Below are 23088 nucleotides of genomic sequence, written 5' to 3' on the forward strand. Positions count from 1 at the left end.
CTTTTAGTTACTCTAGCACAATACTGAAAAGACTAAATGTGAGCGAATCTTCTTCCTCAAGTTCTGTGTCATTCAAAATATACATGCCCTCCTTGCCAAAATGTATGTACAAGTGATTGAACTCAGATACATCCATAGTGTGTAGCTGATTGCCTTCTTCATCCAAAAAAAGCAAGAAGTTCTTGTTCTTAGGGTGAAACATTTTGTACGAATTCGAGGTCACAATATCATAATCTACATCCGTTAGGCTCTGGCGATAATGCCTGACGTACAATTTCCGAAATGGGTCATAATAAACGGTGAAAAAGGAATTTCCCGTGTAGTATTCTTTTTTCCACTCTGCTAAGTTCACTCCTTGACGATTTTCAAGTGATACAAATTGATTCTTAGGAGTCGCTTTTAGCCTTCTGATAGATTCAAAGTCTTTGGTAAAAATCAAATCGTCGAGGATAGGGAAGTTTATGATATAATCCTTTGACTCAGGGTTATAATCCATGGATATCAGCAGGTCATAGGCGTTTACTTTTTCATTCAAATACTCTTTTGGGAGAGGAAGGTTTTGTTCAAATTCCTGCAGATTTATACTGAATAGTCCTACGCTTTTTTCCAGTTTCTGATATTGAAATGGAGGTTTACCATATACTTCGAGCATATTAAGGACAGATACAATTTGGTCTGACTGAATGGCAAATTTAAGAGCGCCTGAAAGAGGCTTTGGGGCCTCTTGAATAAGTCTTGCTAATTTTTGACTGCGGATAACCTGAGAATTTTCTATTACAAAAATTTCCTCATTGCGACGATCAAAGTATAAAAAACCATCACGATTAGTAGGGATGAAATGATTTTGACCCGTGGAGCTCTGTCCTCTTAATCCTTCGATTTCTGAAACTTTCAGATAGGAAACAGGCTCTCCACCTTTTTCCAGATCAAATGTTCCGATCCCTTCACTTGTCTGAATATAAAAGTATGAGTTTGTCTCATCCGAATAAAAGAGGGGGTTGCCTTGAAGTTTTGGAAAACCGTTTGAAATATCCAGAGAAACATTTTTAGAGAACTCAATTTCGAGAGTTCTCTTTTTATTTGAATTGTTTTCTGAAACCATATTTTGTCCACAGGCAAAATATATTCCCGGTAAAAAGAGTAAGCAAACCAGACGCTGAATGATAGTTCTCATAAAAGTTATTTATTGATTGTCAGTATTATATAAAGTTCCCCTCAGATTTTGAGGGGAACTGGCATTTTTAGGCTACCCCAGTGAAGGAGGAGTAGGGCCATCCTTTTCTACAAAGCAGTCTCCTGGAAGTCCCGGTTCACCAGGAGGAGGTGATGGAAGCTCTACACATTGATTAATTAACTCAATACAAAATCCCGCAACATAAGTCCGCCCTGAAACAGGTGTGACATTGCAGCTTTGACCGATGCTAGTACTCACGGTACCTAGCAAAATAAACGCAAAAATTAAACTGAATTTTTTCATAATCTTAAAGTTTGAAATTCGTACAACCATTGGCCAAGGTCATTTATCATCCTCATGACCTTCCTGAAAACTAAAGACAATACAACATATTATTATTATTCGCCAAATTTTAGTTTCAAAAAAACTATTTTTTTAAAAATCAATGCCCAATTATGGGTATTTTTCAAGGGTTTTTGATCTCAGTTGGAATCCCTATTTTTGCCCAAACTCTAAAAATCTCTCATGACCCGCTCAGAACTATTCTCCCAAATCCAGCAAAAATCATCTTTTCTCTGTGTAGGTCTAGACCCTGATTTGGAAAAAATCCCGAAGCATCTTCTCTCAGAACCCGATCCGATTTTTAGCTTTTGCAAAGCGATTGTCGAGGAGACAGCGGATTTTGCGGTGGCTTATAAGCCAAACATAGCCTTCTTTGAAGCGCTTGGTCCTAAGGGCTGGGAAAGCTTGCAGAAAGTTTTGGAGATCATTCCCGAGGATATTTTCACTATTGCGGATGCCAAGCGAGGCGATATTGGAAATACTTCCAAGCTCTATGCGAAGGCGTTTTTCGAAACGATGGAATTTGATTCGATTACAGTGGCTCCTTACATGGGGGCAGATTCAGTTTCGCCTTTTTTAGAGTTTCAGAATAAATGGGTGATCCTATTGGCCTTGACCTCTAATGCCGGCTCAGCGGATTTTCAGCTGATTTCTGACACACAAGGGAAGCCGCTATACCAGTCAGTTTTGGAAAAAAGTCAAGACTGGGGCACTCCTGAAAACTTGATGTATGTGGTAGGTGCTACACGGGGAGAATTGATCGGTGAAGTACGAAAAGTTGCGCCGGAGCATTTTTTTCTAGTTCCTGGAGTTGGAGCGCAAGGAGGAAGCCTCTCTGAAGTTGCAAAATATGGAATGAATTCCACCTGCGGGCTTTTGGTCAATTCGAGCAGAGGGATCATTTATGCTTCTAAAGAAAAAGACTTTGCGAAAGCCGCAAGAAGAGAAGCTCAAGTTCTTCAAGAGGAAATGAAGGGGTTGTTGGAAAAGTATTTAGGTTAAAATCTGAGTTCATTTCCCAAATTAGTTTTTATGAGCAACCTGCCTGTATTTAATTCCCTTTGACTTTAAGGACGGAAGACAGGAGATCGAAGCAGCCAAACTCAGTGCTTTTCCCAATCTTTGATTTGTCAAGTATTTCTTCTGGCTTTAAAGCCAATACATATTTTCTGACTTTAACTCAACCAATCTTTCTTAAAATCACAAAAATCATTTTTTGAATCTTAACTTTTTCTTTTATATTCCATAAACTTTTAGTCTACAATTGTTTATGGTTTTTAGAGAGGATTTTTTACAACTCGTCTGGAAGTATCAATACTTCGACAAAAAAGAACTCCAAGGCACCAATGGAGAAGCTATCCGGATTATTCAGGTTGGATTTCATAATCTGAGCGAAGGCCCCGATTTCAGAGATTCAGTGGTTGAGATTGATGGGATTGCCTTTCATGGTCATGTGGAGGTACATCGATTGGCGTCTGACTGGAAGCAGCATGCTCATGGAGGAGACCCGGCTTATAATTCGGTAGTGCTCCATGTAGTCTGGGAAAATGACCAGGAGGTTTTTCGGAATGACGGCACGCCCATGCCAACTCTGGAATTGAAGGGGAAGATTTTTCTGGAGATCTGGCGAAATTATGAGCGGATGTTGGATTATAAAGCTGATTTGCCCTGTGCGCATGGGGTGAAAGATGTTCCAGAGATTATTCGATTTTCTACCTTGGAAAAGGCCTTGGTGGAGCGATTGCAGGAAAAATCAGAGGTAATTCTAAAGCTACTTGATCAAACCAAAGGCGATTGGGAGGAGACGGCCTATCGCTGGCTTTTCAATGCCTTTGGGTTTAAGGTTAATTCTCAGGCGATGCTGGAATTAGCGGAGCGAGTTCCTTATAAAATGCTTCTTAAACATCGGAATCAGCCCACTGTTTTAGAGGCTATGCTTTTCGGTCAGGCCGGCTTATTACCATCGAATTCGGAGGAGCCGTATGTCCAATTTTTGATTCGGGAGTATGAGTTTTATCAGAAAAAGTATGGTTGGGAGGATTCAATGAAGCGACAGCATTGGACTTTTATGGGAGTTCGCCCGACGAATTTTCCCAGTCTTCGGATTGCTCAATTGGTCGCTATCTTGGCTCAAGCTCCGAGCTTGCTTCAGGCAGTCATGGAGGATTCCAGAGACTTTTCTTCTTTTCGAAAATTGCTACAAATCACTCCTAGTGATTATTGGAAGCATCACTATAATTTTGGAAAACCAAGTGAAAAAGCTTCTTCGAAAGGCGTTTCAAGTTCAGTATTACAGCTTTTGGTGATTAATTATGTGGTTCCACTTTGGTTTGCTTACGGACGATTTTTCCAACAACCGGATTGGCAGGAGCGCTGTTTTGACTTGCTTCAAGAGCTCTCAGCGGAATCAAATTTTATCATCCGGAAATTCGAAGCAGTTGGTTGGAGCGCGGAAAACGGTTTTGATTCCCAAGGGATGATTGGGCAGTTTAAAACCTATTGTCAACCCAAAAAATGCTTGCAATGTAAGATTGCACAGAGCTTGATTAAATCGGATTCCAAAGCAGGTGTTGGCTAAGCTCGTGAAAAGCCGTATTTTTGCACCCTGAATTAAAGCAATTATGGAAAAACCGGTAATCATTTTTGGAGCGAAAGGTATCGCACATCCTGCATTAGAGATCTTCAATAGCAATAATGTAGTGGTATTTGGATTTTTGGAAGAGGATGAAAAACTCCATGGAACAGAAATCAATACCGTTTCAGTTTTGGGAAGTACAGAAGATGATGGGTTCCTGAAATTAATTGGTCAAAAAGCGGAAGCATTTGTAGCAGTTGATGATAACAAATACCGGAAATTCTTGGTGGAAATGCTTCACGATCGTCGAAAAGTGCAGCCAGTAAATGCGATCCATCAGACGGCTTATATTTCTACTGATGCTACGATTGGGCATGGTAACTTTATCAATGCCAAAGTCAATATTGGGACAGCGGCAACTATTGGAAGCCATTGTATTTTGCACTCTGGAGCCATTATTGATCATCAGGCCAAGCTTGGAGATTTCGTGCAGGTAGGCGCTGGATCTGTGATTAATGCAGACGTGACTGTCGAAGAAGGCGCTTTTATTGGAAGCGGGGTTACCATAATTTCTGGTGTCACTATTGGTAAAAATGCCCGAGTAGGTGCTGGATCGGTTGTAATTTCCACTGTTGGAAATGGCGAAACTGTATTTGGAAATCCTGCTGCAAAAGTGAAGTAGAAATATATCTAGAGTCCCATTTACATTGGGCTTCTAGGTGGAATCTAAATCAGACATTTTATATCTTACATCTTAAATTTAACCAAAACACCCTGCCGAAACAGGGCACAAGTTATGGAAAACACAGACTATCAAATTCTCCTCTATTACTGCTACGCAAAAATTGAAAACCCGGAAGAATACCGGGAAGAGCATCATTTATTTTGTGTAGAAAACAACATTCGTGGTCGGATTATCATTTCTGATGAAGGTCTGAATGGTACTGCTTCAGGACTCGTTGAAGACTGCCAAAAATACATGGATTTCATTCATTCTGACCCAAGATTTGCGAAGACAGAATTTAAAATCGACAGCTTTGATAAGCATGCATTTACCAAAATCCATGTGCGTTATAAGCCTGAAATTGTCCATTCTTCCCTAAGACATTTAGATCCCAATGTCAAAACCGGAAAGCACTTGGAGCCAAAAGAGTTTAAAGCATTGAAGGATCAGGAAGATGTTGTTATCCTTGATGTGCGTTCCAATTACGAACATGAGTTGGGGCATTTTAAAAATGCGCTTAGGCTTGATATTGATAATTTTAGGGACTTTCCTGAAAAAGTGAAGGAACTTGAACATTTGAAAAATAAGAAAGTCTTAACCTATTGCACTGGAGGAATCAAATGTGAAAAAGCTTCTGCTTTTTTGTTAGAACAAGGTTTTGAAGATGTGTATCAACTACATGGCGGAATCATTAAATACGGCATGGAGGCTGGTGGTGAAGATTTTGAAGGAAAATGTTACGTCTTTGATAATCGAATTGCGGTTGAAGTAAATAAAGTAAATCCGAAAGTGATTTCTACCTGTCATGTTTGCGGTACCAATTCAGACAGAATGGTCAATTGTTCCAATTCAACTTGCAATGCCCATGTTCCAATTTGTGAAGAATGTGGCTGGAAAATGGAAGGTGCCTGCTCAGAAGAATGTAAGGAAAACCCTGAAAAGCGACCTTATGATGGTACTGGTTATTATCAGAAAAACACCAATGGATATAATCCATACAAAGGACTTTACCGCAAAAGTGATAAAGCAGAAATTTTAAAATAGCTAATCGTGAATAAAGTAATCCCTGAATCCGAATTGATCTTAAATCCTGACGGGTCAGTATATCATTTACATTTGAGGCCAGAACATCTGGCCTCAACTATTTTCACGGTGGGCGATCCAGATCGTGTAGGAATGGTTTCGAAGTATTTTGATCGGATGGAGTTTCAGGCTTCCAAACGAGAATTCATTACACACACCGGATACATTGGGAATCAACGAGTATCAGTCATTAGTACAGGGATGGGAACTGATAATATCGAGATTCTCATGACGGAACTGGATGCTCTTGTCAATATTGATTTGTCAACTCGTCAAGTGAAGGATACTAAGCAGAAGCTTCAGATTGTTCGCTTAGGCACCTCAGGAGCTATGCAGAAAGATATCCCAGTTGGCTCAATCCTAGCCTCGAGAAAAGCGATTGGCTTAGATACACTTTTTCAGTTTTACCCAGAACTTCCAAATTCTCAATCTTTTGCCAATGCAGTTAAGAAAGAGTTGGATTTAGGCTTTTCACCTTACGAAGCAAATGCTTCTCAAGTTTTGTTGGAAAGGTTGACGGATTCATTTTTAGTCGGGACTACCTTAACTGCTCCTGGATTTTATGCTCCACAGGGAAGAGAAGTTCGCTTGAAGCCAATAATCGAATCTATGATGGATAAGTTGGCAAGTTTAAATTGCGAGGGAAATCGACTTACCAATTTTGAGATGGAAACAGCCGGTTATTATGGTCTGGGGGAATTATTGGGACACAATATGCTGAGTTTAAATGCTATTGTGGCTAATCGAGTGACTCAGGAGTTTGATAAAAAGGCTGAAAAAACCGTGGAGATACTCATCCAGGCAGCGCTTGAAAGTTTCTGTTGAAAAAATCACCCTTGACTTTAAGCGGATAGATTTTTATTATGGATACTTGAAAAATCCATTTTGAAATCCTCCCACTCGTGGTAATCAATATTTTGAATCATTTTAGACATAAAATCTGAGCATTCTTGCTTGCAGATATAAATTCCAAAAAGAGAATCTTTCTCATTGATCAGGAAAATACGCTCACTTCCAAACTGCTTCACAAGGTTTGACCAAGAAGCCAAAACCAATAATTCATCACGATTTTTTATCGTTTGAATAATCTTAAAATTTCCGTGTGAACTTGTGATTTTCATTTCCTTACCCTAAAAGAATTGATCAAATCTACCTTAGGTTCGAAAAATAGACAATACGTATTTCTACGTATTTTTCCTTGAGAAAAGACAAAAAGTGGATTAATTGATGATTTCCTTGTTTTTCTGTGCCCAGATTAACAGGGAGTTATGTTTCTTTTCAAGATTTAATTTTGAGATCATATTACTTCTATGTTTCTCAATTGTTCGTTCTGAAATAAAAAGTTTCCCTGCAATTTCTTTGGTGGAGAGTCCTAGCGCAATTAACCTTAGAATTTTTACTTCTGAAGGTGTCAGCGGATTTTCGTTTTGATCCATGCCATCTTCCTTCAATTCATCAAAGATTTTTTCACTGAAAAACTGTCCCCCTTCCATTATTTTGGAAATGGCTGTGGAAAGGTCATCTAATGCAAAATCTTTCAAAATATACCCCGAAAGGTTCAGCTCTTTAGCTTGTTGGTAGAGATAGAGCTCTTTATGGAAAGTAAGTAGAATGATTTTGGTTTGGATTTTTTCATTTTGGCATTTTGCAGCGATTTCCAATCCAGTCATTTTAGGCATTTCCATATCCAGAATCGCTAAGTCTGGGGAAAATTCTTTGATAAGATTCAGGGCGGAAAGGCCATCAGTAGCAGTTCCCAGAATAAAATATCCTAGATCGGAGAGAAAATCACTGAGTCCCTTGAGTAAGATGGGGTGATCATCTGCGATTATTATAGTTGGTTTTTGTTCAGACATTTACCGAAAAACTCAGAATTGTTCCTTTCCCCTTCTCACTGCTTACTTTCATAGTCCCTTGTATTGCTCCGGTTCGCTCTTTCAATGTTTTAAGTCCCAGACTTTGAAAATCGTTGTATTTTTCAGAAAAATCAAATCCTTTTCCATTATCTGAAATTGTCATTGTGACCTTGTCTTTCAATTTGACCAAACTTACTTGAATTGCTGAGGCTTCCGAATGTTTCAAGATATTGTTTAGTGATTCTTGGAAGATTCTATAAATCTGAAGTTCCTTGGATTTTTCTAAAGTTCCTCTCAAATCTTCAATTTCTGAACTTACAAAAATTGCTGTTTCTCTATCAACTTGGTCCAGCAAATATTTAATCGCTTTGGCTAGCCCTAGTTTTTCCAATTGCATAGGGTGCAAAGACCGTGCTATAGCTCGAAGTTCATTAATTGCAGTATCTAATAATTCACCAGTGGGTAAATCTTGATTTAAACGAACTTTATTTTTTATTAAAAGCAGACTTTGTCCCAGTCCATCGTGTAAGTCTTTTGAAATGCGGAGTCTTTCCTCTTCCTGATTTTTAAGAAGTTCCTGAGAAAATTTGGATTGCAGTTCTGCTTTTTTCCGTGTGGCTTGTAAGTTTTTCCATAGAAAAAGTAAAACTCCGAGTACAAGCAGTACAATAATTACCGAAACAAATATTCGGATTCTGGTTCTGTTAAACCGGTTGATTTCTTCTATTTGGGCTGTCTTTTTGGCAATTTCTGATTCTTTTTTCTCTGTTTCGTAAAGGGTTTGATAATATGAAAAAGTTGTAGCCCTATTCGCCACAAATAAAGAATCCTGAAAAGCCTTCAAGTCCTTTTGATATTTTAAAGCATTTTTAAAATCTCCAACTCTTTCATGGGAATTTCCAAGAACCTGATAAGCATAAAAATAATGGTCCATTTCCTTCGTCTCTTTCGCTTTAGCAAGCATTTGTTTGGCTAGACCTAAAGCTCCATATTCATCTCCAGAGTTTAGCTTATTCCAATACTTTGCGTAGAGATAAATAAGATTATTTGCTTCAATTGGCTGATACTCTAGGATCAATTCCTCTGCTTGAGTGAATAAACGTTTTTGTTCTTCCAAATTCCCTTCTTCAGCAAAAATGATTGCAAGCTTGAGTTTTAGAAAAGTTTCCAGATAGGGAGCTGGTTCTTCAAAGGGTAGTTGGCTATTGATAGATAATAAGGCTTCTTTTTTCTTCGAGTCCAATCCTAATTTTTCATAATCCTCTGCTTGATTATAGATTTGTATAGCCCTATCTATCGGCGAGCCTGTTTTTTGATAATAATCCCTTAATTCAATTCTAATTTTTTCAGCCTCATCATAGATACTGAATTTGCTAAAGAGAATTGCAATTCCTGATAGTGCAAAGTTCTCATATTGTTCATTTCCAAGGGATTGGTAGATTGTTCTGGCTTTTTGATAATCGTTCATAGATGGTATCAGATTGCCTATACTCTCCTGAGCTTGTGCACGAAATAAAAAACTATCAGCAATTAACAGTGAATCAGTCGGAGGAAATGTTTCACTTGCAATGGTGTATTCGCGAATAGCCTCTGGATATCTTTGGAAATTAAATAAAGCACCTGCAAATTTTAGATGAACAGTCCCCTTGAGGCTACTGCTTTTTATCAAAGAATCGTAAGTGGTAATTTTTTGAAGGATTTCTAATTCCTCATTCTGATCTCCAAGTCCTGGAGCTCGATTTCTAAAAAAACGAACTCCATACTTCGCAAGCGTATCATATTCTTTTTCCCTTTCACTTTCTTCAATGATTTTTCGCAATAAAACACCCGAAAGACTGTCAGATTCATCTAGTTTACGATAGTCTGAGATGAGTCTTTCCAGAGAGGATTTGGGGAGATCTTGACCGTTAACCTTTTGAAAGGTTAGTCCTAAAATGGTGATTAAAAGGAATAAGAGTTTCAAAAACAAGGGGTGATTAGAAGGGCAAATTATCAAATAATGGTTGAAAATCATTTAATTATAAAACAGAATATCAGTTTTTTCATTTGAAACTGGGGTATTTGGTCTTGAGTTTCTGAAAAAATATCAGTCAGTAAGAGTTGATTTCAAGTCGTTCCTCCTGATAGACACTATTTGATTTTTAAGGGGCGCGGGTCTATTTATTCAGAAAAGCATTGGATCAAATGACAGTAAAACAATACTTATAGAGTTTAGCTGGTTGGTTTTTTAAGATTTGTTCTGTCAAATGATCAGCCTTTTCTATTTTTAGGAATGACCGAATTGTGTATTCAAATAAAACTTGCGCTTCAAGAAAAAGGAATTCCGGAGAAAGCAGCTTTCTTTCCCCGATTTTTTAAGGCTATGCCCGGTGAATATGGAGAAGGAGATATGTTTTTAGGAGTTGTCGTACCCGAGCAGCGAAAAATTGCAAAGTCTTGCTACTCAGAAATCACCCTAGAAGAAATCACAGAATTGCTTCTAGATCCTTATCACGAAGTCCGATTGACTGCTTTGTTTATGTTGGTCTATCGGTATCAAAAAGCCAAAACTGAGGAAACACAACAGAAATTGGTGGATTTTTATCTTAACCATATGGAGTTTATCAACAACTGGGATTTGGTTGATACCACTTGTCATCCCATTCTTGGGCACTTTTATTTTAGGAGAGACAAGATGCTCTTTTATGATTTAGCAAAATCCGGGAATCTTTGGAAGCAGCGTATTGCAATGATCTCTTCCCTCTATTGGATTAAAAGAGGCGAATTTGGAGATGCACTAAACCTTGCAGAAATTTTAATAAGCCATCCACATGATTTGATCCATAAAGCAGTAGGTTGGATGTTGCGAGAAATCGGAAAAATGAATCAAGAAGTTGAACTTGAATTCCTTCGGAAATATTCCAAAATTATGCCTCGAACAGCACTTCGCTATTCGATTGAGAAGTTTGATCAAAATCTCCGGCTCCAAATTTTAAAGGGGGAAGTATTCTAGTTTTCTCCCTAATTAAAGTCTGTATCTTTATTTTCTTAAAAATTTAAATTCCATGAAACGAGTCTTACTCTCATTATCAATTTTTTTCATCAGTCAAATAGCCTTTTCTCAGGAAGAGAAAGTAGTTGAAAAATCGGAAATCCCAGCTCCAAAAAGCTATGAACAGAGCCACACGGGTACCTTTGGAGGGGTTAAACTCTCTTATAAATCTGTGGTCGGCGAAACTCATCTCAAGAATAGTAAGGGTGAGGTGATTGGCTCCCTTTGGAGTACTTCTTACTTGAGGGATGGAATGGACGAGACGAATCGCCCAGTGCTCTTCATATTTAACGGTGGTCCCGGTTCGGCATCAGTTTGGCTTCACATGGGATTTTTTGGTCCCAAAGTAGTAAAGACAGGAGATGATCCTGGTATTGATGATGGAGCTGCACCATATCGTTTTGTGGACAATCCTCAAGCGCTGCTGGACATCACGGATTTGGTTTTTATTGATCCGATAGGAACAGGCTTTTCAAAGGCGATTGGAGTTGGAGAAAACAAGGATTTTTGGGGTTTGAATGAGGACGCAGAATCGATTTCACAGTTTATTAGAATTTGGGTGACCAAGCATGGAAGATGGCAAGCCCCCAAATTTATTGCCGGAGAAAGCTTTGGGACAACCCGAGCTGCAAAAATCGCTGAGGTCTTGGAAGGTGGAGGACAAACTATGGCCTTGAATGGGATAGTGTTGATTTCCCAAGCTCTTGACTATGCGGGGTCATCTTCTTGGCCAGATAACCTTACCTCTTTCTTTACCTATCTTCCCTCTATGGCAGTCACCGCTCAGTACCATGGTAAAGCTGGATTGGATAAGAGTTTGAAGGAATTTGTACAAGAGGCGAGAGAGTTTGCATATGGTGAATATTTAGAAGCTTTATTTTTAGGTGAAAAACAAACGATAGCCCAAAAAGAAGCAATTGCTGAAAAGCTGGCATATTTCACCGGACTGGATCGAAATTATATTCTTCAATCCAATAATCAGATTTTGATGCATCGCTTCAAGAAGGAATTACTTCGTGATCAAGGAAAAGCGATTGGGACTTTGGATGGAAGATATTTTGCAACCGAAACAGACAAATCCGCAGAAGGACCTGTGCTTGGTGATGCAAGTAGTTTTATGACGGATGCAGCTTATACCGCAGTTTTTCAGAATTATTTACGAAAAGACCTTAAAGTAGAACTTGACGAGCCTTATTTTGGATCCGCTGAAGGAATGGGCGGGTCTTGGAATTGGAAGCCTGTACCGGATGGGGCTTATTGGGAACCAAGCTATGTAAGTACTGCCAGATCTTTGAGTGAGGCAATGCATCGGAATACTGCAATGAAAGTTATGGTAGCAAATGGCTATTACGATCTTATTACGCCATTTTTTGATTCGGAATTTACTTTTGCCAGACATGATTTTCCCCAAGACCGGATTGCTATGAAATATTACGAAGCTGGTCATATGATGTATAATCGCCAAGGGGATTTCGATGCCTTATCAAATGATATTCGAGATTTCATTTCAAATTTGATCAAGTAAATTGTTTCAAAGTCAGTGAACTTTACGAACTCCAAATCCTATTTGTATTAAAGAATAAAATTTAAAAATCATGCAAAAACCCGATTTCAATATCGAAGAAGTCAATAAAATCATCCGTGGACGAAGGTCTATGTTTGTTGCTCAGTTTAAAGAAAATGATCCTGTAGATGATTCCATCATAGAAGAAATGCTTGAGAATGCGCGATGGGCACCGACTCATAAGCTTACCCAGCCATGGCAATTCATTGTCTATACTGGTGAAGGATTGAAGACATTTGGCAAATATCAAGCGGAGATGTACAAGATGCGTGCTGAGAAAAATGGAACCCCGTTTTTGGAAGGTACTTATCAGAAATTTTTGGATAACCCTCAAAAAGCATCTCACGTGATTGCAATTTTGATGAAAAGATCAGAAGGTATTCCTTTGATGGAAGAAATTTCAGCTACTGCTATGGCGGTTCAAAATATGTATTTGACAGCTTCTGCACATGGACTTGCAGCCTATTGGGGAACCGGTGGACCGACTTTCTGGCCAGAAGCAAGGGAAGATTTTGGGTTGGAAGGTGAAGATATCCTTATGGGATTCTTCTATGTGGCTAAACCAGCAACCGAAAATTGGCCAGAAGGCAAAAGAGATTCCTTGGATGAAAAAGTGGCTTGGATTAGAGAATAATTCAATTGCTGATAAAAAAAGCGACGATTAATCGTCGCTTTTTTTATGGAATTAGGAATTTAGAAACCGACAAATGCTGGTGGCTCTACACCATTTGATCTAAGGTAAGCAATCGCCGCTCCTCTATGGTGAGTGGAGTGATCCATTAAAAGGGCCATTACTTGATTTCTGGAAACTTGATTTCCAAATACATCTTGTGTCTCTTTTCCTTGTTCAGGAGTTATAGCAGCCATTGCCTTTGTTCCATAATCATAGCATTTAGCAACATAGGCTGATAATTCTGCTTTGGATGCAGTCGCAAGATCAATTGTGAAATCAGGTTGACCTCCCATTAAATAGCCTTGGGAAATTCCAACAATAGCAGATCCTATATGGTGGATTTGCTCTTTGAAGGACATTGCAGCAGGATCAGTTTTATAATCCATGCCTGAATCCGGCATTTTATCCAAAACATCCAACGTAAACTGCTTACTGTTTTTCCACTTGCTCATGAATTCTTCCTTAGAAGTTTGAGCCATTACTTGGGTACTTACTAAAAAGTAAATGCCCAATAAAATACTACCTGTAATAATTTTTGCTAGCCTTTTCATTACTTGTTGGGGTTTGTTTGATGTTAAAAATCCATTATTCTCAAGTGAAATCAAATCGATTGTCTAATTTTAAATCATGAGAAAAACTTTTTCCTTGGTTTTGTGTGTCCTTTTGTTGGCTTCCTGCGATCAAAATTATTTACCAAAACCACCTGGGTATAATCGAATAGATTTGCCCCAACATCAATTTGTGAAACTTGAGGAGGGTTACCCTTACTCCTTAGAATACTCAGAATCTTCGCAAGTGGAGAAAGACTCATTTAACCTGAATGAAGACACTTGGATAAACTTAAACTATGTCGATTTCGGAGCGAAAGTTCATTTGACTTATAAAAAAATAGATGGTGAAAATGTCAATTTCAAAATGCTTTCTGAAGATGCTTTTCGATTAACGGCAAAGCATCAAAAAAAGGCTTATGGGATCGAAGAAGCCATTTTAGTTACTCCGCAAGGATATTCTGGAGTAGTTGCAGAGCTGGAGGGTGAAGTGCCTACTCAGTTTCAGTTTTTTGTAACAGACTCAACCCATCATTTTTTGAGAGGAGCACTTTATTTTAATACTGCGCTGAAGAATGATTCGCTTGCCCCTGTAATAGAATACATCAAGGTGGACATGGCCCACCTGATGAATTCTGTCAAGTTTTTAGATTAATTCAGGTTTTTCCAAGAGCGGATAATTACGGCACCTCCGACGAGCGCAATCGCTCCAGCGATAAATCCACCAAGCATATTCCCATATAGAAAGAACCCTGTGGAAAATAATGCTGCATAAACCATCGCTGAACCTACCATCATCAATCCAATTTCTTTTGGAAGTTGACCAATGGTCTGTTTTTCGTTTGGATAACGATCTAATACTTTTTTCCAGCCAAATGCTGCTGGAGTTACTTTTCGATAGAAACTCAATAAGACTTCATCTTTTTCAGGTTGAGTAATGAACGTAACCAATAGCCATCCAACAGTAGTAATAGACACACTATAAATCAGCTTGAGATAAGCTTGATTTTCAGGGATTAAAATCCAGTTTACTTTAGGGTTGATCACTTCAAAGAAAATAGCGACTACAAAGGAAATAGCCATTGCTGAAATCTCGGTGTATGCGTTGATTCTCCACCAAAACCATCTTAGGATAAAGATCAATCCAGTTCCAGCTCCGATTTGAAGTAAAATATTAAAGGCATCCAAAGCACTGGAAAGTGCTAAAGCGAGAACTGCCGATAGGGCCATCAAGCCAACGGTGGAAATTCTACCCACAGCTACTAATTCTTTGTCTGAAGCTTCAGGTTTTAAAAATCGTAAATAGAAATCATTTACAATGTAGGAGGAACCCCAGTTCAGGTGTGTTGAAAGTGTAGACATCACCGCTGCAATTAGTGAGGCTAGCACAATCCCAATTAATCCTGTGGGAAGGAAAGTTAACATGGCAGAATAGGCCAAATCATCTCCAAGTTTATCCACAGGGATATTTGGAAAAGCAGCAGAGATATCAGACACATTTGGAAATACAATTAAAGAAGCTAATGCGATCAAAATCCACGGCCAAGGTCTCAATGCATAATGGGCGATATTGAAAAACAAAGTAGCTCCAATGGCATTTTTCTCATCCTTGGCAGATAGCATTCGTTGGGCAATGTATCCTCCTCCTCCCGGCTCAGCTCCTGGGTACCAGGTAGCCCACCACTGGATTGCAATTGGCATCAAAAACAAGGGGATATAAGCATTAGGATCGGAGAAATCAGGAAGGAAATCGAGCTTTCCAGCTACATTCTCATGAGTCAAGAGGTTATTCAAAGAACCAATTTGAGGAAGATCAAGAATGTAATATGCAGCCCCAAAAGCGCCTATCATTGCGATAAAGAATTGAAAGAAATCGGTAAGTAAAACTCCTTTTAGACCCCCAAGTGAACTGTATACCACTGTGACAATTGAGGCGATAAGTAAAGTCTGAATAGGACTCAGGCCAAGCATTACGCCTCCAATTTTGATTGCAGCGAGTGAAACAGTCGCCATAATCACGACATTAAAGAATACTCCTAAGTAAATTGCCCGGAAAGCTCTCAAAAATGCTGCGCCCTTACCAGAATAGCGAAGCTCATAGAACTCCAGATCGGTGGTAACCTCAGATCTTCTCCAAAGCTTCGCGTACACAAAAACTGTTAACATTCCAGTTAATAGAAATGCCCACCAGGCCCAGTTGCCTGCTACTCCGTTCTTTCGAACGATATCCGTGACCAAATTAGGAGTGTCGGCAGAAAATGTGGTTGCAACCATCGAAACACCCAAGAGCCACCAAGGCATATTTCTGCCAGATAAGAAAAACTCTTTTGCAGATGTTCCTGCCTTTCTTGAAGTGAAAACTCCGATCAGCAAGGAGATGACAAAGAAGGCGAAAATTATCGCCCAGTCAATTCCGGTAACATTCATAGGATGGTGGGTTTATTTTGGTGTTTCAATTAACAAAAAAATAGCTAATTGTCTTTTAACTTATTTAATAAATTCTAAAAACTTTCTGAAAAACTATAGGCCTGACAATATTCCTGTAGTATTTGTGTCTTTTTAACCTGATTCTGGTTCCTTGATTTTCTTTCAATTCATAAAATACATTGGCTACTTCGAATATTTGTTTTTTAATAATCCCAGATTTAATTTCTACCATTTTTAAAAATCTCAGTAGTTTTGACCATGAATCGACAGGACATTCTTGAGTTGCTTAGGCAATATCACTTTGAGGAATTGGAAGTGTTTAGCTTCCAAAAGTTTGGTGCCGGTCTGATTCATCAGACATTTTTTATCGAGATCGGAAAGCGGGAATTTATCCTTCAAGGCTTCAATTCAAATGTATTTAAGCATCCGGATCGAATCGAAAAAAATCTTTCGGTATTAAGTAAATCAGGTGATCTGACTCAGTTGCCATTTCAAATTCCCTTGCCAATCCTAAATCGAAAAGGTACAGGCATGGTAGAGTTTCAAGGAAAGCTTTACAGGTTGTTTGACTTTGTAGAAGGAAAAACCTTGCAGCAAATCAATGATCTAAGTCAGGCAAAAAAGGCTGCTGAAGCTTATGCCCTTTTTTCCAAATGGGCGGATTCATTTTCGTTGAATCAGTTTGAGGAAACCATCCCAAACTTTCACCGACTCGATCTTCGATTCCAAAGATTGGAGGAAGTAGCAAAATCAGCCAAAAATCTGAATCCCGAGGAACAGGAGATTCTGGATTTTTACATCAACCAGAATGAATTAGTAAAGGAGTATCTTCAAATCACTGCTCAAATTCCAGAACGTCTCACACACAACGATACCAAAATTAATAACCTGATTTTCTCCTCTGATCTTGCAAAAGTAGCCGCAGTAATAGATCTCGATACGATCATGCCAGGCTATTTACTCTATGATTTTGGGGATTTAGTCCGGACGGTGGCAAGTGCAGAAGAGGAGACCAGTCAAGCTTGGGAGAATCAAAAAGTAGTCCTTTCGGTTTTTGAAAAACTTCTAGAAGGCTACTGGGCAGGAGCCGCTGATTTGATTACTAAAATAGAGGCTGAATCATTACTGATAGGGGGTGAAGTGATGACCTGTTTGATGGGTGTTCGTTTTTTTACGGACCATTTGGAGGGTAATGTTTATTACAATGTAGATTATCAGGAACAGAATTTACACCGTGCAAAAAATCAAATGATCTTGCTTAAAAGTCTTCAGGCTAATCGGGGTGAAATAAAAAAGGTGTTTTCGGAAATCACCGGAATTCAAATTGATTCTTGACAATTCAGGTCATTTCTATTGCCTATTGTCCATACTGGGTTTAATTTGCTTATTCCCCAAAAATAAATCTCCTTGGCTGGTTTTTTTGATACCAAAATAGAATTTCTCAAAGGTGTCGGTCCGCAAAAAGCGGCACTGATCAATAAGGAGTTGAATATCTTCACCTATGGGGAACTCCTGCAGCATTATCCTTTTCGCTACGAGGATCGGACTAAGTTTTGGAAAATCCGGGAGCTCTCAGCAGACTTAGAAAACGTCCAAATCATTGCCAAGATCAAGAAAGTGGAGCTTGTCTCCATGGGAAACAAAAATCGATTGGTAGCCCATGTAGCGGATGAAACCGGAGAAATGGAATTGACTTGGTTTAAAGGGATTCAATGGGTTCAGAAAAAACTACCTGTTGGAGCAGTTTTTATTTTCTTGGGAAAGCCAGCCCTTTTCGGTAGGAAATGGAGTATTGCCCATCCAGAAATGGAGCCAGTGACTGCAGCGAATGAGCATCGAAATAATTTCCAACCGGTTTATTCGACAACGGAGAAACTTCGAAATCGGTTTTTGGATTCCCGAGGGATTTCCAAAATCATGGAGGGACTTGTTCAGGGAAGTTTACCACATATTCAAGAGACCATTCCTGACTCGATTCGAGAACAATATCAATTGATCGGAAGGCAAGAGTCGATCAGACAAATTCATTTTCCTTCTGAGCCAAATCTGCTTCAGCGGGCTAGAAAGCGACTGAAATTTGAAGAGTTTTTTTACTTGCAGCTGCGGCTTCTGAAGATGAAGGTCACCCGAACTGAAAAGTATCGTGGCCAAATCTTGGGAAACACGGAGTTGCTAACTGAATTTTACAATAATCACATTCCCTTCGAACTGACCAATGCCCAAAAGCGCGTGATCCGAGAATCCTTTATGGATATGAAATCCGGGAAGCAGATGAATCGCCTGATCCAAGGTGATGTGGGTTCTGGGAAAACCATGGTGGCGTTTATTTGTGCCTTGATTGCAATCAGTTCCGGAGCTCAGACTTGTTTGATGGCTCCAACGGAGATCCTAGCGAATCAACATTATGAAGGATTGAAAGAATATGCCGACATGATGGGTATTAAGATCGCTTTGCTGACAGGCTCTTCAAAAAAAGCCCAGCGTCGAGTGATTCATGAAGAATTACTTTCCGGCGAACTCAAAATTCTGATCGGAACTCATGCGCTGTTGGAGGATATTGTTCAGTTTCAAAATCTAGGTTTGGCAATCGTCGATGAGCAGCACCGATTTGGTGTAGCGCAGCGTGCTAAACTCTGGGCTAAGAATGAAACATTTATCCCACATGTTTTGGTGATGACCGCCACGCCAATTCCAAGGACACTAGCGATGACACTTTATGGGGACTTGGATGTATCTGTGATAGATGAACTTCCGGCGGGAAGGAAGCCAATTCAGACAGTCCATCGCTATGATAAGGATCGCTTGAAGGTGTTTGGATTTATCAATGAGGAAATCAAAAAAGGAAGGCAAGTTTATATTGTATATCCACTGATTGAAGAGTCGGAGACATTGGATTTGAAAAATGTCATGGATGGGTATGAAAGTATTTCAAGAGCCTTTCCTAATTATCCTGTAAGTATAGTCAACGGGAGTATGAAGGCCGATGCGAAAGACTACGAGATGCAGCGATTTGTCAAGGGCGAAACCAAAATCATGGTGGCAACAACCGTCATCGAGGTAGGTGTTAATGTACCAAATGCTTCGGTAATGATCATCGAAAATGCAGAGCGATTTGGATTGTCTCAGTTGCACCAACTGCGAGGAAGAGTAGGTAGAGGAGCAGAGCAGAGCTACTGCGTGCTGATGAGCAAATATGAGTTGTCCAAAGATTCGAGAGTTCGTTTAGATACGATGGTGCGAACTAATGACGGTTTTGAGATAGCGGACGTGGATCTCAGGCTTCGAGGGCCTGGCGATTTGATGGGAACCCAGCAGAGTGGGATTACGGATTTATTGATTGCTGACTTGAGCAAAGATGCCCCAATTTTGACTTTGGCAAGAGATGCAGCTCAGCAAGTTTTAGCAAATGATCCTGATTTGAGTTTACCGGAAAACGCTTCAATTCTTAGGCAGATCAGACAACAGAAAAAACATGCAGTGAATTGGAGTAGGATTTCTTAACTAATTTAAGATTGCAAGATTTGAAAATTGAAAAATTTGATTGTCTGCAATGATACCAGTAGATCAAAATAGCCTCGACTTCCCCCAACTTAACTTAAAACCTAACGTTCACCGAGCGAAGTCGAGGTGAACATCAGGAAAATTTGGTTACTGGTATGAAAGCGGATATAGACATTGAAAAATTTATGGAGTGTTGTTTGTATTCAGTCGCTTAGCTCCATTGAATTTTTATTTCTTCTTCGAAAATAATGCTCCAATCCTTCTAAAAATCTGCTTTTCCTTTTCCCAGAAAAACCGAAACTGGCCAAAGATAAAACCATAGATCAACAGGAAGATTTGGTAGAGTGGTAAGACCAAAAGCAAATACAAAAGGGTATTTAGAAATCCTTGACCACCACCTCGCTCTACTCCAAAGAAGTTTAGGATGGGGTTTTTGATAAATAAAATGGTAAAACCAGTACAGGCAAAAACTACAAGCACCATGACTACCTGAAAAAGGCTATCCAGTTTCCATTTAGTTTGTAATCGCTGAAGAAATCCCTGCTTAGGGTTATCTTTTTCCATCTGACAAAAGTAATAGGAACTTATTAATATCATTGCCCTCTATTTCTCCACTGGACCGACTCTCTTTTTATTTTTAGACGGAAGACCGAACGCCGGAACTACTGAGATTTAAAAAAAGAGCCGGATCAAAACCCGGCTCTTCAATTATAGTAATCTGTTTTATTCCGATTCTCTTAATCTCAAATCTCTTATTCTCCTACTACCACTTAAACACCCCTTCATTGAGACTTTGAAGTGCAGCCTTTTTATAGGTTGAATCTAATAGAACTGAAACGTTATGTCGGCTACCACCATAGGAAACCATCCGAACAGGATATGGAAGAAGCGCATCCATCACTGACTTTAAGACACCTTTGGTTTCCGAGACCAAATTTCCTACGATACAAATAATTGTCTGATTTTGGTCTACTTCCACTGTTCCAAATTGGTTCAGCTCTTCCAGAATTTGACTTAAATGGCTCAAATCATCAATCGTTACCGATACGGCCACTTCAGAAGTTGTAATCATATCGATAGGCGTTTTATACTTTTCGAAAATTTCAAAAACCTTTCGGAGGAATCCATAGGCTAAAAGCATTCGAGTCGATTTGATTTTAATCGCAGTGATTCCGTCTTTCGCAGCAATTGCCTTTACACCGGTAGTCTCCACTTTCTCCTTGATCAAAGTTCCATGAGCTTCTGGCTCCATGGTATTGAGAAGTTTCACCGGAACATTGAACTGCTGGGCTGGCCAAATGGAAGCCGGATGAAGGATTTTTGCTCCAAAGTAGGCTAACTCAGCCGCTTCATCAAAAGACATTTCGGCGATTGGTCTAGTGCGATCGACGACTCTTGGGTCATTGTTGTGCATGCCATCGATATCCGTCCAAATCTCGCAGGCAGAGGCTTGAATCGCCGCTGCGATCAGAGAAGCCGTATAGTCAGAGCCCCCTCGCTTGAGATTATCCACCTCATTACGATGATTTTTGCAAATGTAGCCTTGTGTTACAAAGATTTTTTCTCCCGGATGTAGCGCGAGGATGGCAGTCAGTTTTTCAGATATTTTACTCAATTCCGGCTCTGAATTTTCATCAATACTCATGAAGTCCAAAGCAACCAAGAAGACAGAAGGAATATTCAATTCCTCTAAAAGTGTTTGAAATAATTTGGTAGAAAGCAGTTCGCCCTGCGCCAAAATATCCCGGTTGATCGCCTCGTTAAAGGAAATTTTCAATAAGATGTTTAGAAATTCAAAATGTTCCTGGATAATCGCTTCGGCCTTTGCCCTTGCTTCGGTTGTTTTTAAAAGTTCCGGATAAAAAGCTAGATAATGGCTGTGCAACTCTTCGATTCTCAATTTTGCCAAGCTTCTATCAGCTGCAGCCAGCGCCTCACCTATTCCAACAAGGGAATTGGTTGTACCGGATAGTGCTGAAAGCACCACGATCTTTGGCTCGTCACCTCGGGTGATTAGGTCTTTGACCTGATGCATTCTTTCCGGTCGACCCACAGAGGTTCCTCCGAATTTCATGATTTTCATACAATAAATAGGTTGAGTGTGTAGGTAGGTTTGTTTTTTTAGAATCCCAGCATTTTGATCGCCGTAATAGCTGCTTCATCACCTTTATTACCATGCTTTCCTCCTGCGCGGTCAAGTGCTTGCTGCTGCGTATTAGGGGTTAATACTCCGAAAATTACCGGCTTGTTATATTTCAAGCTGACATTGGTAATGCCATGCGCAACTGCATCACAGATAAAATCAAAATGTTTTGTCTCTCCCTGAATCACACAACCTAAGCAAATAACAGCATCGATTGATTCTTCTTTAGCCAACCATTGTGCAGCAAGAGAAAGCTCGAATGAACCTGGAACATTTTTTCGAATAATATTTTTCTTCTTAGCACCGTGCTGAATCAAAGTTTGATAGGCTCCGGAAAATAAAGCTTCTGTAACCTCCTCGTTCCATTCAGAGACTATGATCCCGAAGGTTTTGTCGCTGATGTCCTGAATATTTTTGGAGGAATGTTCGCTGAGACTTTTTAGTGTAGTGGCCATAGGGAGAATATTAGATGTTAGATTTTAGATGTAGGATTTTTGAGCCAAGATTAAATAATCAAGAGTCAAGAAGATCAATACAAGAGATAAAGTTAAATTCTAAAGGAATGGTTTGAGAAGAGGTCATGGGATGAACAAAAAAAAGAGTAAGACCTCAAGGCCTTACTCTTCTAGAATGCATTGCAATCAAAGCATTACTTAGCGGCAAGGCCTTCCAAGCGAGCTTTGTGTTTTCGTGCAGCAGAAAATTCGAATGACTCATAATACTTCTCCTCAATGGTACCGTAGGTATCAATTGCTTCTTGAATTTTACCTGCTTCTTCATAAGCGATCGCAAGCTTGTTCAAATATTTTGGAGTAAAGTATTTGTTTTCATTAGTATCTGCAGCTTTTTTATAATTTGTGATAGCAGCATCTGTATTACCCAGTTCCATATTTGCATCGCCTATCAAAGAATAAGCTTTTGCTTGTATAAGATAATCGTCAGCAGAGAATTGCTCTAAGTGAGTCAATGCACCCTCATAATTTCGCTCAGAAAGATAGATTGACCCGATGTAGTAGTGCGCCAAATTTGCCGCATCTGTACGAGGATATTCATCCACAATACTTAGGAATCCAGAATTAATTCCATCTCCATTGAGGGCAAGCTGGATGCTGTCCTGCTCGTAGAAATAAACAGCCTGGAACATTTCCTTCTGCGCATTTTCATTTTGATTTGCAGTATTGATTTGGAAGAACAAAATCCCACCTATCAATATTATCGCAGCTATCAATACGCCCGCAAATACTTTGCTATTTTGTTTTAAAAAAGCTTCTCCCTTTTCTAATCTTGAAGCGATTACTTCCGGGTTTTCTATTAGATCTGTTTGATCTTGCGCTTTTTTAGATTGTTTCGTTGCCATGTTACTCGATTTTCAGCCGCAAATATACGGTTTTTATAATTTAACCAAAGCCAAATACCAAAGCCATGAATTTAGATTTCAATTCATGGC

At 39.4% G+C, this 23088-nt stretch carries 21 protein-coding genes; 11 read left to right on the forward strand and 10 right to left on the reverse strand.

The features are described 5' to 3' along the window. Window positions 1–7: 7 nt before the first annotated feature. Complete coding sequence (locus tag BVC88_RS07980) at window positions 8–1174, reverse strand: hypothetical protein (protein ID WP_139316544.1); 1167 nt, start codon at window positions 1172–1174, stop codon at window positions 8–10. Between the two features lie 525 nt (window positions 1175–1699). Here BVC88_RS07980 and pyrF point away from each other — a divergent pair. The 5 genes from pyrF (at window position 1700) to BVC88_RS08010 (ending at window position 6723) form a co-directional block, all read left to right on the forward strand. Continuing rightward, window positions 1700–2518: an orotidine-5'-phosphate decarboxylase gene (gene pyrF, locus BVC88_RS07990; protein WP_075350135.1), complete on the forward strand. Its 819-nt coding sequence runs from the start codon at window positions 1700–1702 to the stop codon at window positions 2516–2518. A gap of 268 nt (window positions 2519–2786) precedes the next feature. After that, window positions 2787–4094 (forward strand): DUF2851 family protein, encoded by a 1308-nt coding sequence (locus BVC88_RS07995; protein WP_075350136.1) that lies wholly within the window; start codon window positions 2787–2789, stop codon window positions 4092–4094. 43 nt (window positions 4095–4137) lie between these two features. Then, entirely contained in the window at window positions 4138–4773 is a 636-nt protein-coding gene (locus BVC88_RS08000; RefSeq protein ID WP_075350137.1) for a NeuD/PglB/VioB family sugar acetyltransferase, read from the forward strand. Between the two features lie 114 nt (window positions 4774–4887). Then, window positions 4888–5859, forward strand: coding sequence for an oxygen-dependent tRNA uridine(34) hydroxylase TrhO (gene trhO / locus BVC88_RS08005; RefSeq protein ID WP_075350138.1), 972 nt, complete (start codon window positions 4888–4890; stop codon window positions 5857–5859). Window positions 5860–5865: 6 nt separating this feature from the next. Continuing rightward, window positions 5866–6723, forward strand: a complete 858-nt coding sequence (locus tag BVC88_RS08010; RefSeq protein WP_075350139.1) for a nucleoside phosphorylase — start codon at window positions 5866–5868, stop codon at window positions 6721–6723. A 17-nt stretch (window positions 6724–6740) separates the two neighbouring features. Here the strand turns inward: BVC88_RS08010 and BVC88_RS08015 are convergent, their stop codons facing one another. The 3 genes from BVC88_RS08015 to BVC88_RS08025 form a co-directional block, all read right to left on the reverse strand. After that, window positions 6741–7019 carry a hypothetical protein gene (locus BVC88_RS08015; protein ID WP_075350140.1) on the reverse strand — a complete coding sequence of 93 codons (279 nt, stop codon included), beginning with the start codon at window positions 7017–7019 and terminating at the stop codon, window positions 6741–6743. 99 nt (window positions 7020–7118) lie between these two features. Further along, entirely contained in the window at window positions 7119–7754 is a 636-nt protein-coding gene (locus BVC88_RS08020) for a response regulator transcription factor (protein WP_075350141.1), read from the reverse strand. After that, window positions 7747–9717, reverse strand: coding sequence for a sensor histidine kinase (locus BVC88_RS08025; RefSeq protein ID WP_175574392.1), 1971 nt, complete (start codon window positions 9715–9717; stop codon window positions 7747–7749). The genes BVC88_RS08020 and BVC88_RS08025 overlap by 8 nt, the downstream gene beginning before the upstream one ends. A gap of 309 nt (window positions 9718–10026) precedes the next feature. Here BVC88_RS08025 and BVC88_RS08030 point away from each other — a divergent pair, with 309 nt between their 5' ends. The 3 genes from BVC88_RS08030 (at window position 10027) to BVC88_RS08040 (ending at window position 12983) form a co-directional block, all read left to right on the forward strand. Beyond that, complete coding sequence (locus BVC88_RS08030; RefSeq protein ID WP_075350143.1) at window positions 10027–10746, forward strand: DNA alkylation repair protein; 720 nt, start codon at window positions 10027–10029, stop codon at window positions 10744–10746. Window positions 10747–10798: 52 nt separating this feature from the next. Then, window positions 10799–12310, forward strand: a complete 1512-nt coding sequence (locus BVC88_RS08035; RefSeq protein WP_075350144.1) for a S10 family peptidase — start codon at window positions 10799–10801, stop codon at window positions 12308–12310. Window positions 12311–12380: 70 nt separating this feature from the next. Then, window positions 12381–12983: a nitroreductase family protein gene (locus BVC88_RS08040; protein WP_075350145.1), complete on the forward strand. Its 603-nt coding sequence runs from the start codon at window positions 12381–12383 to the stop codon at window positions 12981–12983. Between the two features lie 59 nt (window positions 12984–13042). On the opposite strand, the gene BVC88_RS08045 is transcribed toward BVC88_RS08040, so the two are convergent. After that, window positions 13043–13573 carry a DinB family protein gene (locus BVC88_RS08045; RefSeq protein ID WP_075350146.1) on the reverse strand — a complete coding sequence of 177 codons (531 nt, stop codon included), beginning with the start codon at window positions 13571–13573 and terminating at the stop codon, window positions 13043–13045. A gap of 76 nt (window positions 13574–13649) precedes the next feature. On the opposite strand from BVC88_RS08045, the gene gldD reads away from it, so the two are divergent. Beyond that, complete coding sequence (gene gldD, locus BVC88_RS08050; protein WP_075350147.1) at window positions 13650–14225, forward strand: gliding motility lipoprotein GldD; 576 nt, start codon at window positions 13650–13652, stop codon at window positions 14223–14225. Here the strand turns inward: gldD and BVC88_RS08055 are convergent. Further along, on the reverse strand, window positions 14222–15997 hold the full coding sequence (locus BVC88_RS08055) for a sodium:solute symporter family protein (RefSeq protein ID WP_075350148.1): 1776 nt from the start codon (window positions 15995–15997) through the stop codon (window positions 14222–14224). The genes gldD and BVC88_RS08055 overlap by 4 nt on opposite strands. 258 nt (window positions 15998–16255) lie before the next feature. Here BVC88_RS08055 and BVC88_RS08060 point away from each other — a divergent pair, with 258 nt between their 5' ends. Further along, complete coding sequence (locus BVC88_RS08060; protein WP_075350149.1) at window positions 16256–17332, forward strand: phosphotransferase enzyme family protein; 1077 nt, start codon at window positions 16256–16258, stop codon at window positions 17330–17332. A 72-nt stretch (window positions 17333–17404) separates the two neighbouring features. After that, window positions 17405–19498: an ATP-dependent DNA helicase RecG gene (recG, locus tag BVC88_RS08065; RefSeq protein WP_075350150.1), complete on the forward strand. Its 2094-nt coding sequence runs from the start codon at window positions 17405–17407 to the stop codon at window positions 19496–19498. 228 nt (window positions 19499–19726) lie between these two features. On the opposite strand, the gene BVC88_RS08070 is transcribed toward recG, so the two are convergent. From BVC88_RS08070 to BVC88_RS08085, 4 genes are all read right to left on the reverse strand, one after another. Continuing rightward, window positions 19727–20062, reverse strand: a complete 336-nt coding sequence (locus tag BVC88_RS08070) for a DUF6787 family protein (protein ID WP_075350151.1) — start codon at window positions 20060–20062, stop codon at window positions 19727–19729. Between the two features lie 199 nt (window positions 20063–20261). Next, window positions 20262–21581, reverse strand: coding sequence for an aspartate kinase (locus BVC88_RS08075; protein WP_075350152.1), 1320 nt, complete (start codon window positions 21579–21581; stop codon window positions 20262–20264). Window positions 21582–21619: 38 nt separating this feature from the next. Beyond that, window positions 21620–22096: a 6,7-dimethyl-8-ribityllumazine synthase gene (ribH, locus tag BVC88_RS08080; RefSeq protein ID WP_075350153.1), complete on the reverse strand. Its 477-nt coding sequence runs from the start codon at window positions 22094–22096 to the stop codon at window positions 21620–21622. Between the two features lie 194 nt (window positions 22097–22290). Next, window positions 22291–22998, reverse strand: coding sequence for a tetratricopeptide repeat protein (locus tag BVC88_RS08085; RefSeq protein WP_075350154.1), 708 nt, complete (start codon window positions 22996–22998; stop codon window positions 22291–22293). Window positions 22999–23088 lie beyond the last annotated feature (90 nt).

It is taken from the genome of Algoriphagus marinus (assembly GCF_001936475.1).
In the GTDB taxonomy this organism is placed as follows: domain Bacteria; phylum Bacteroidota; class Bacteroidia; order Cytophagales; family Cyclobacteriaceae; genus Algoriphagus; species Algoriphagus marinus.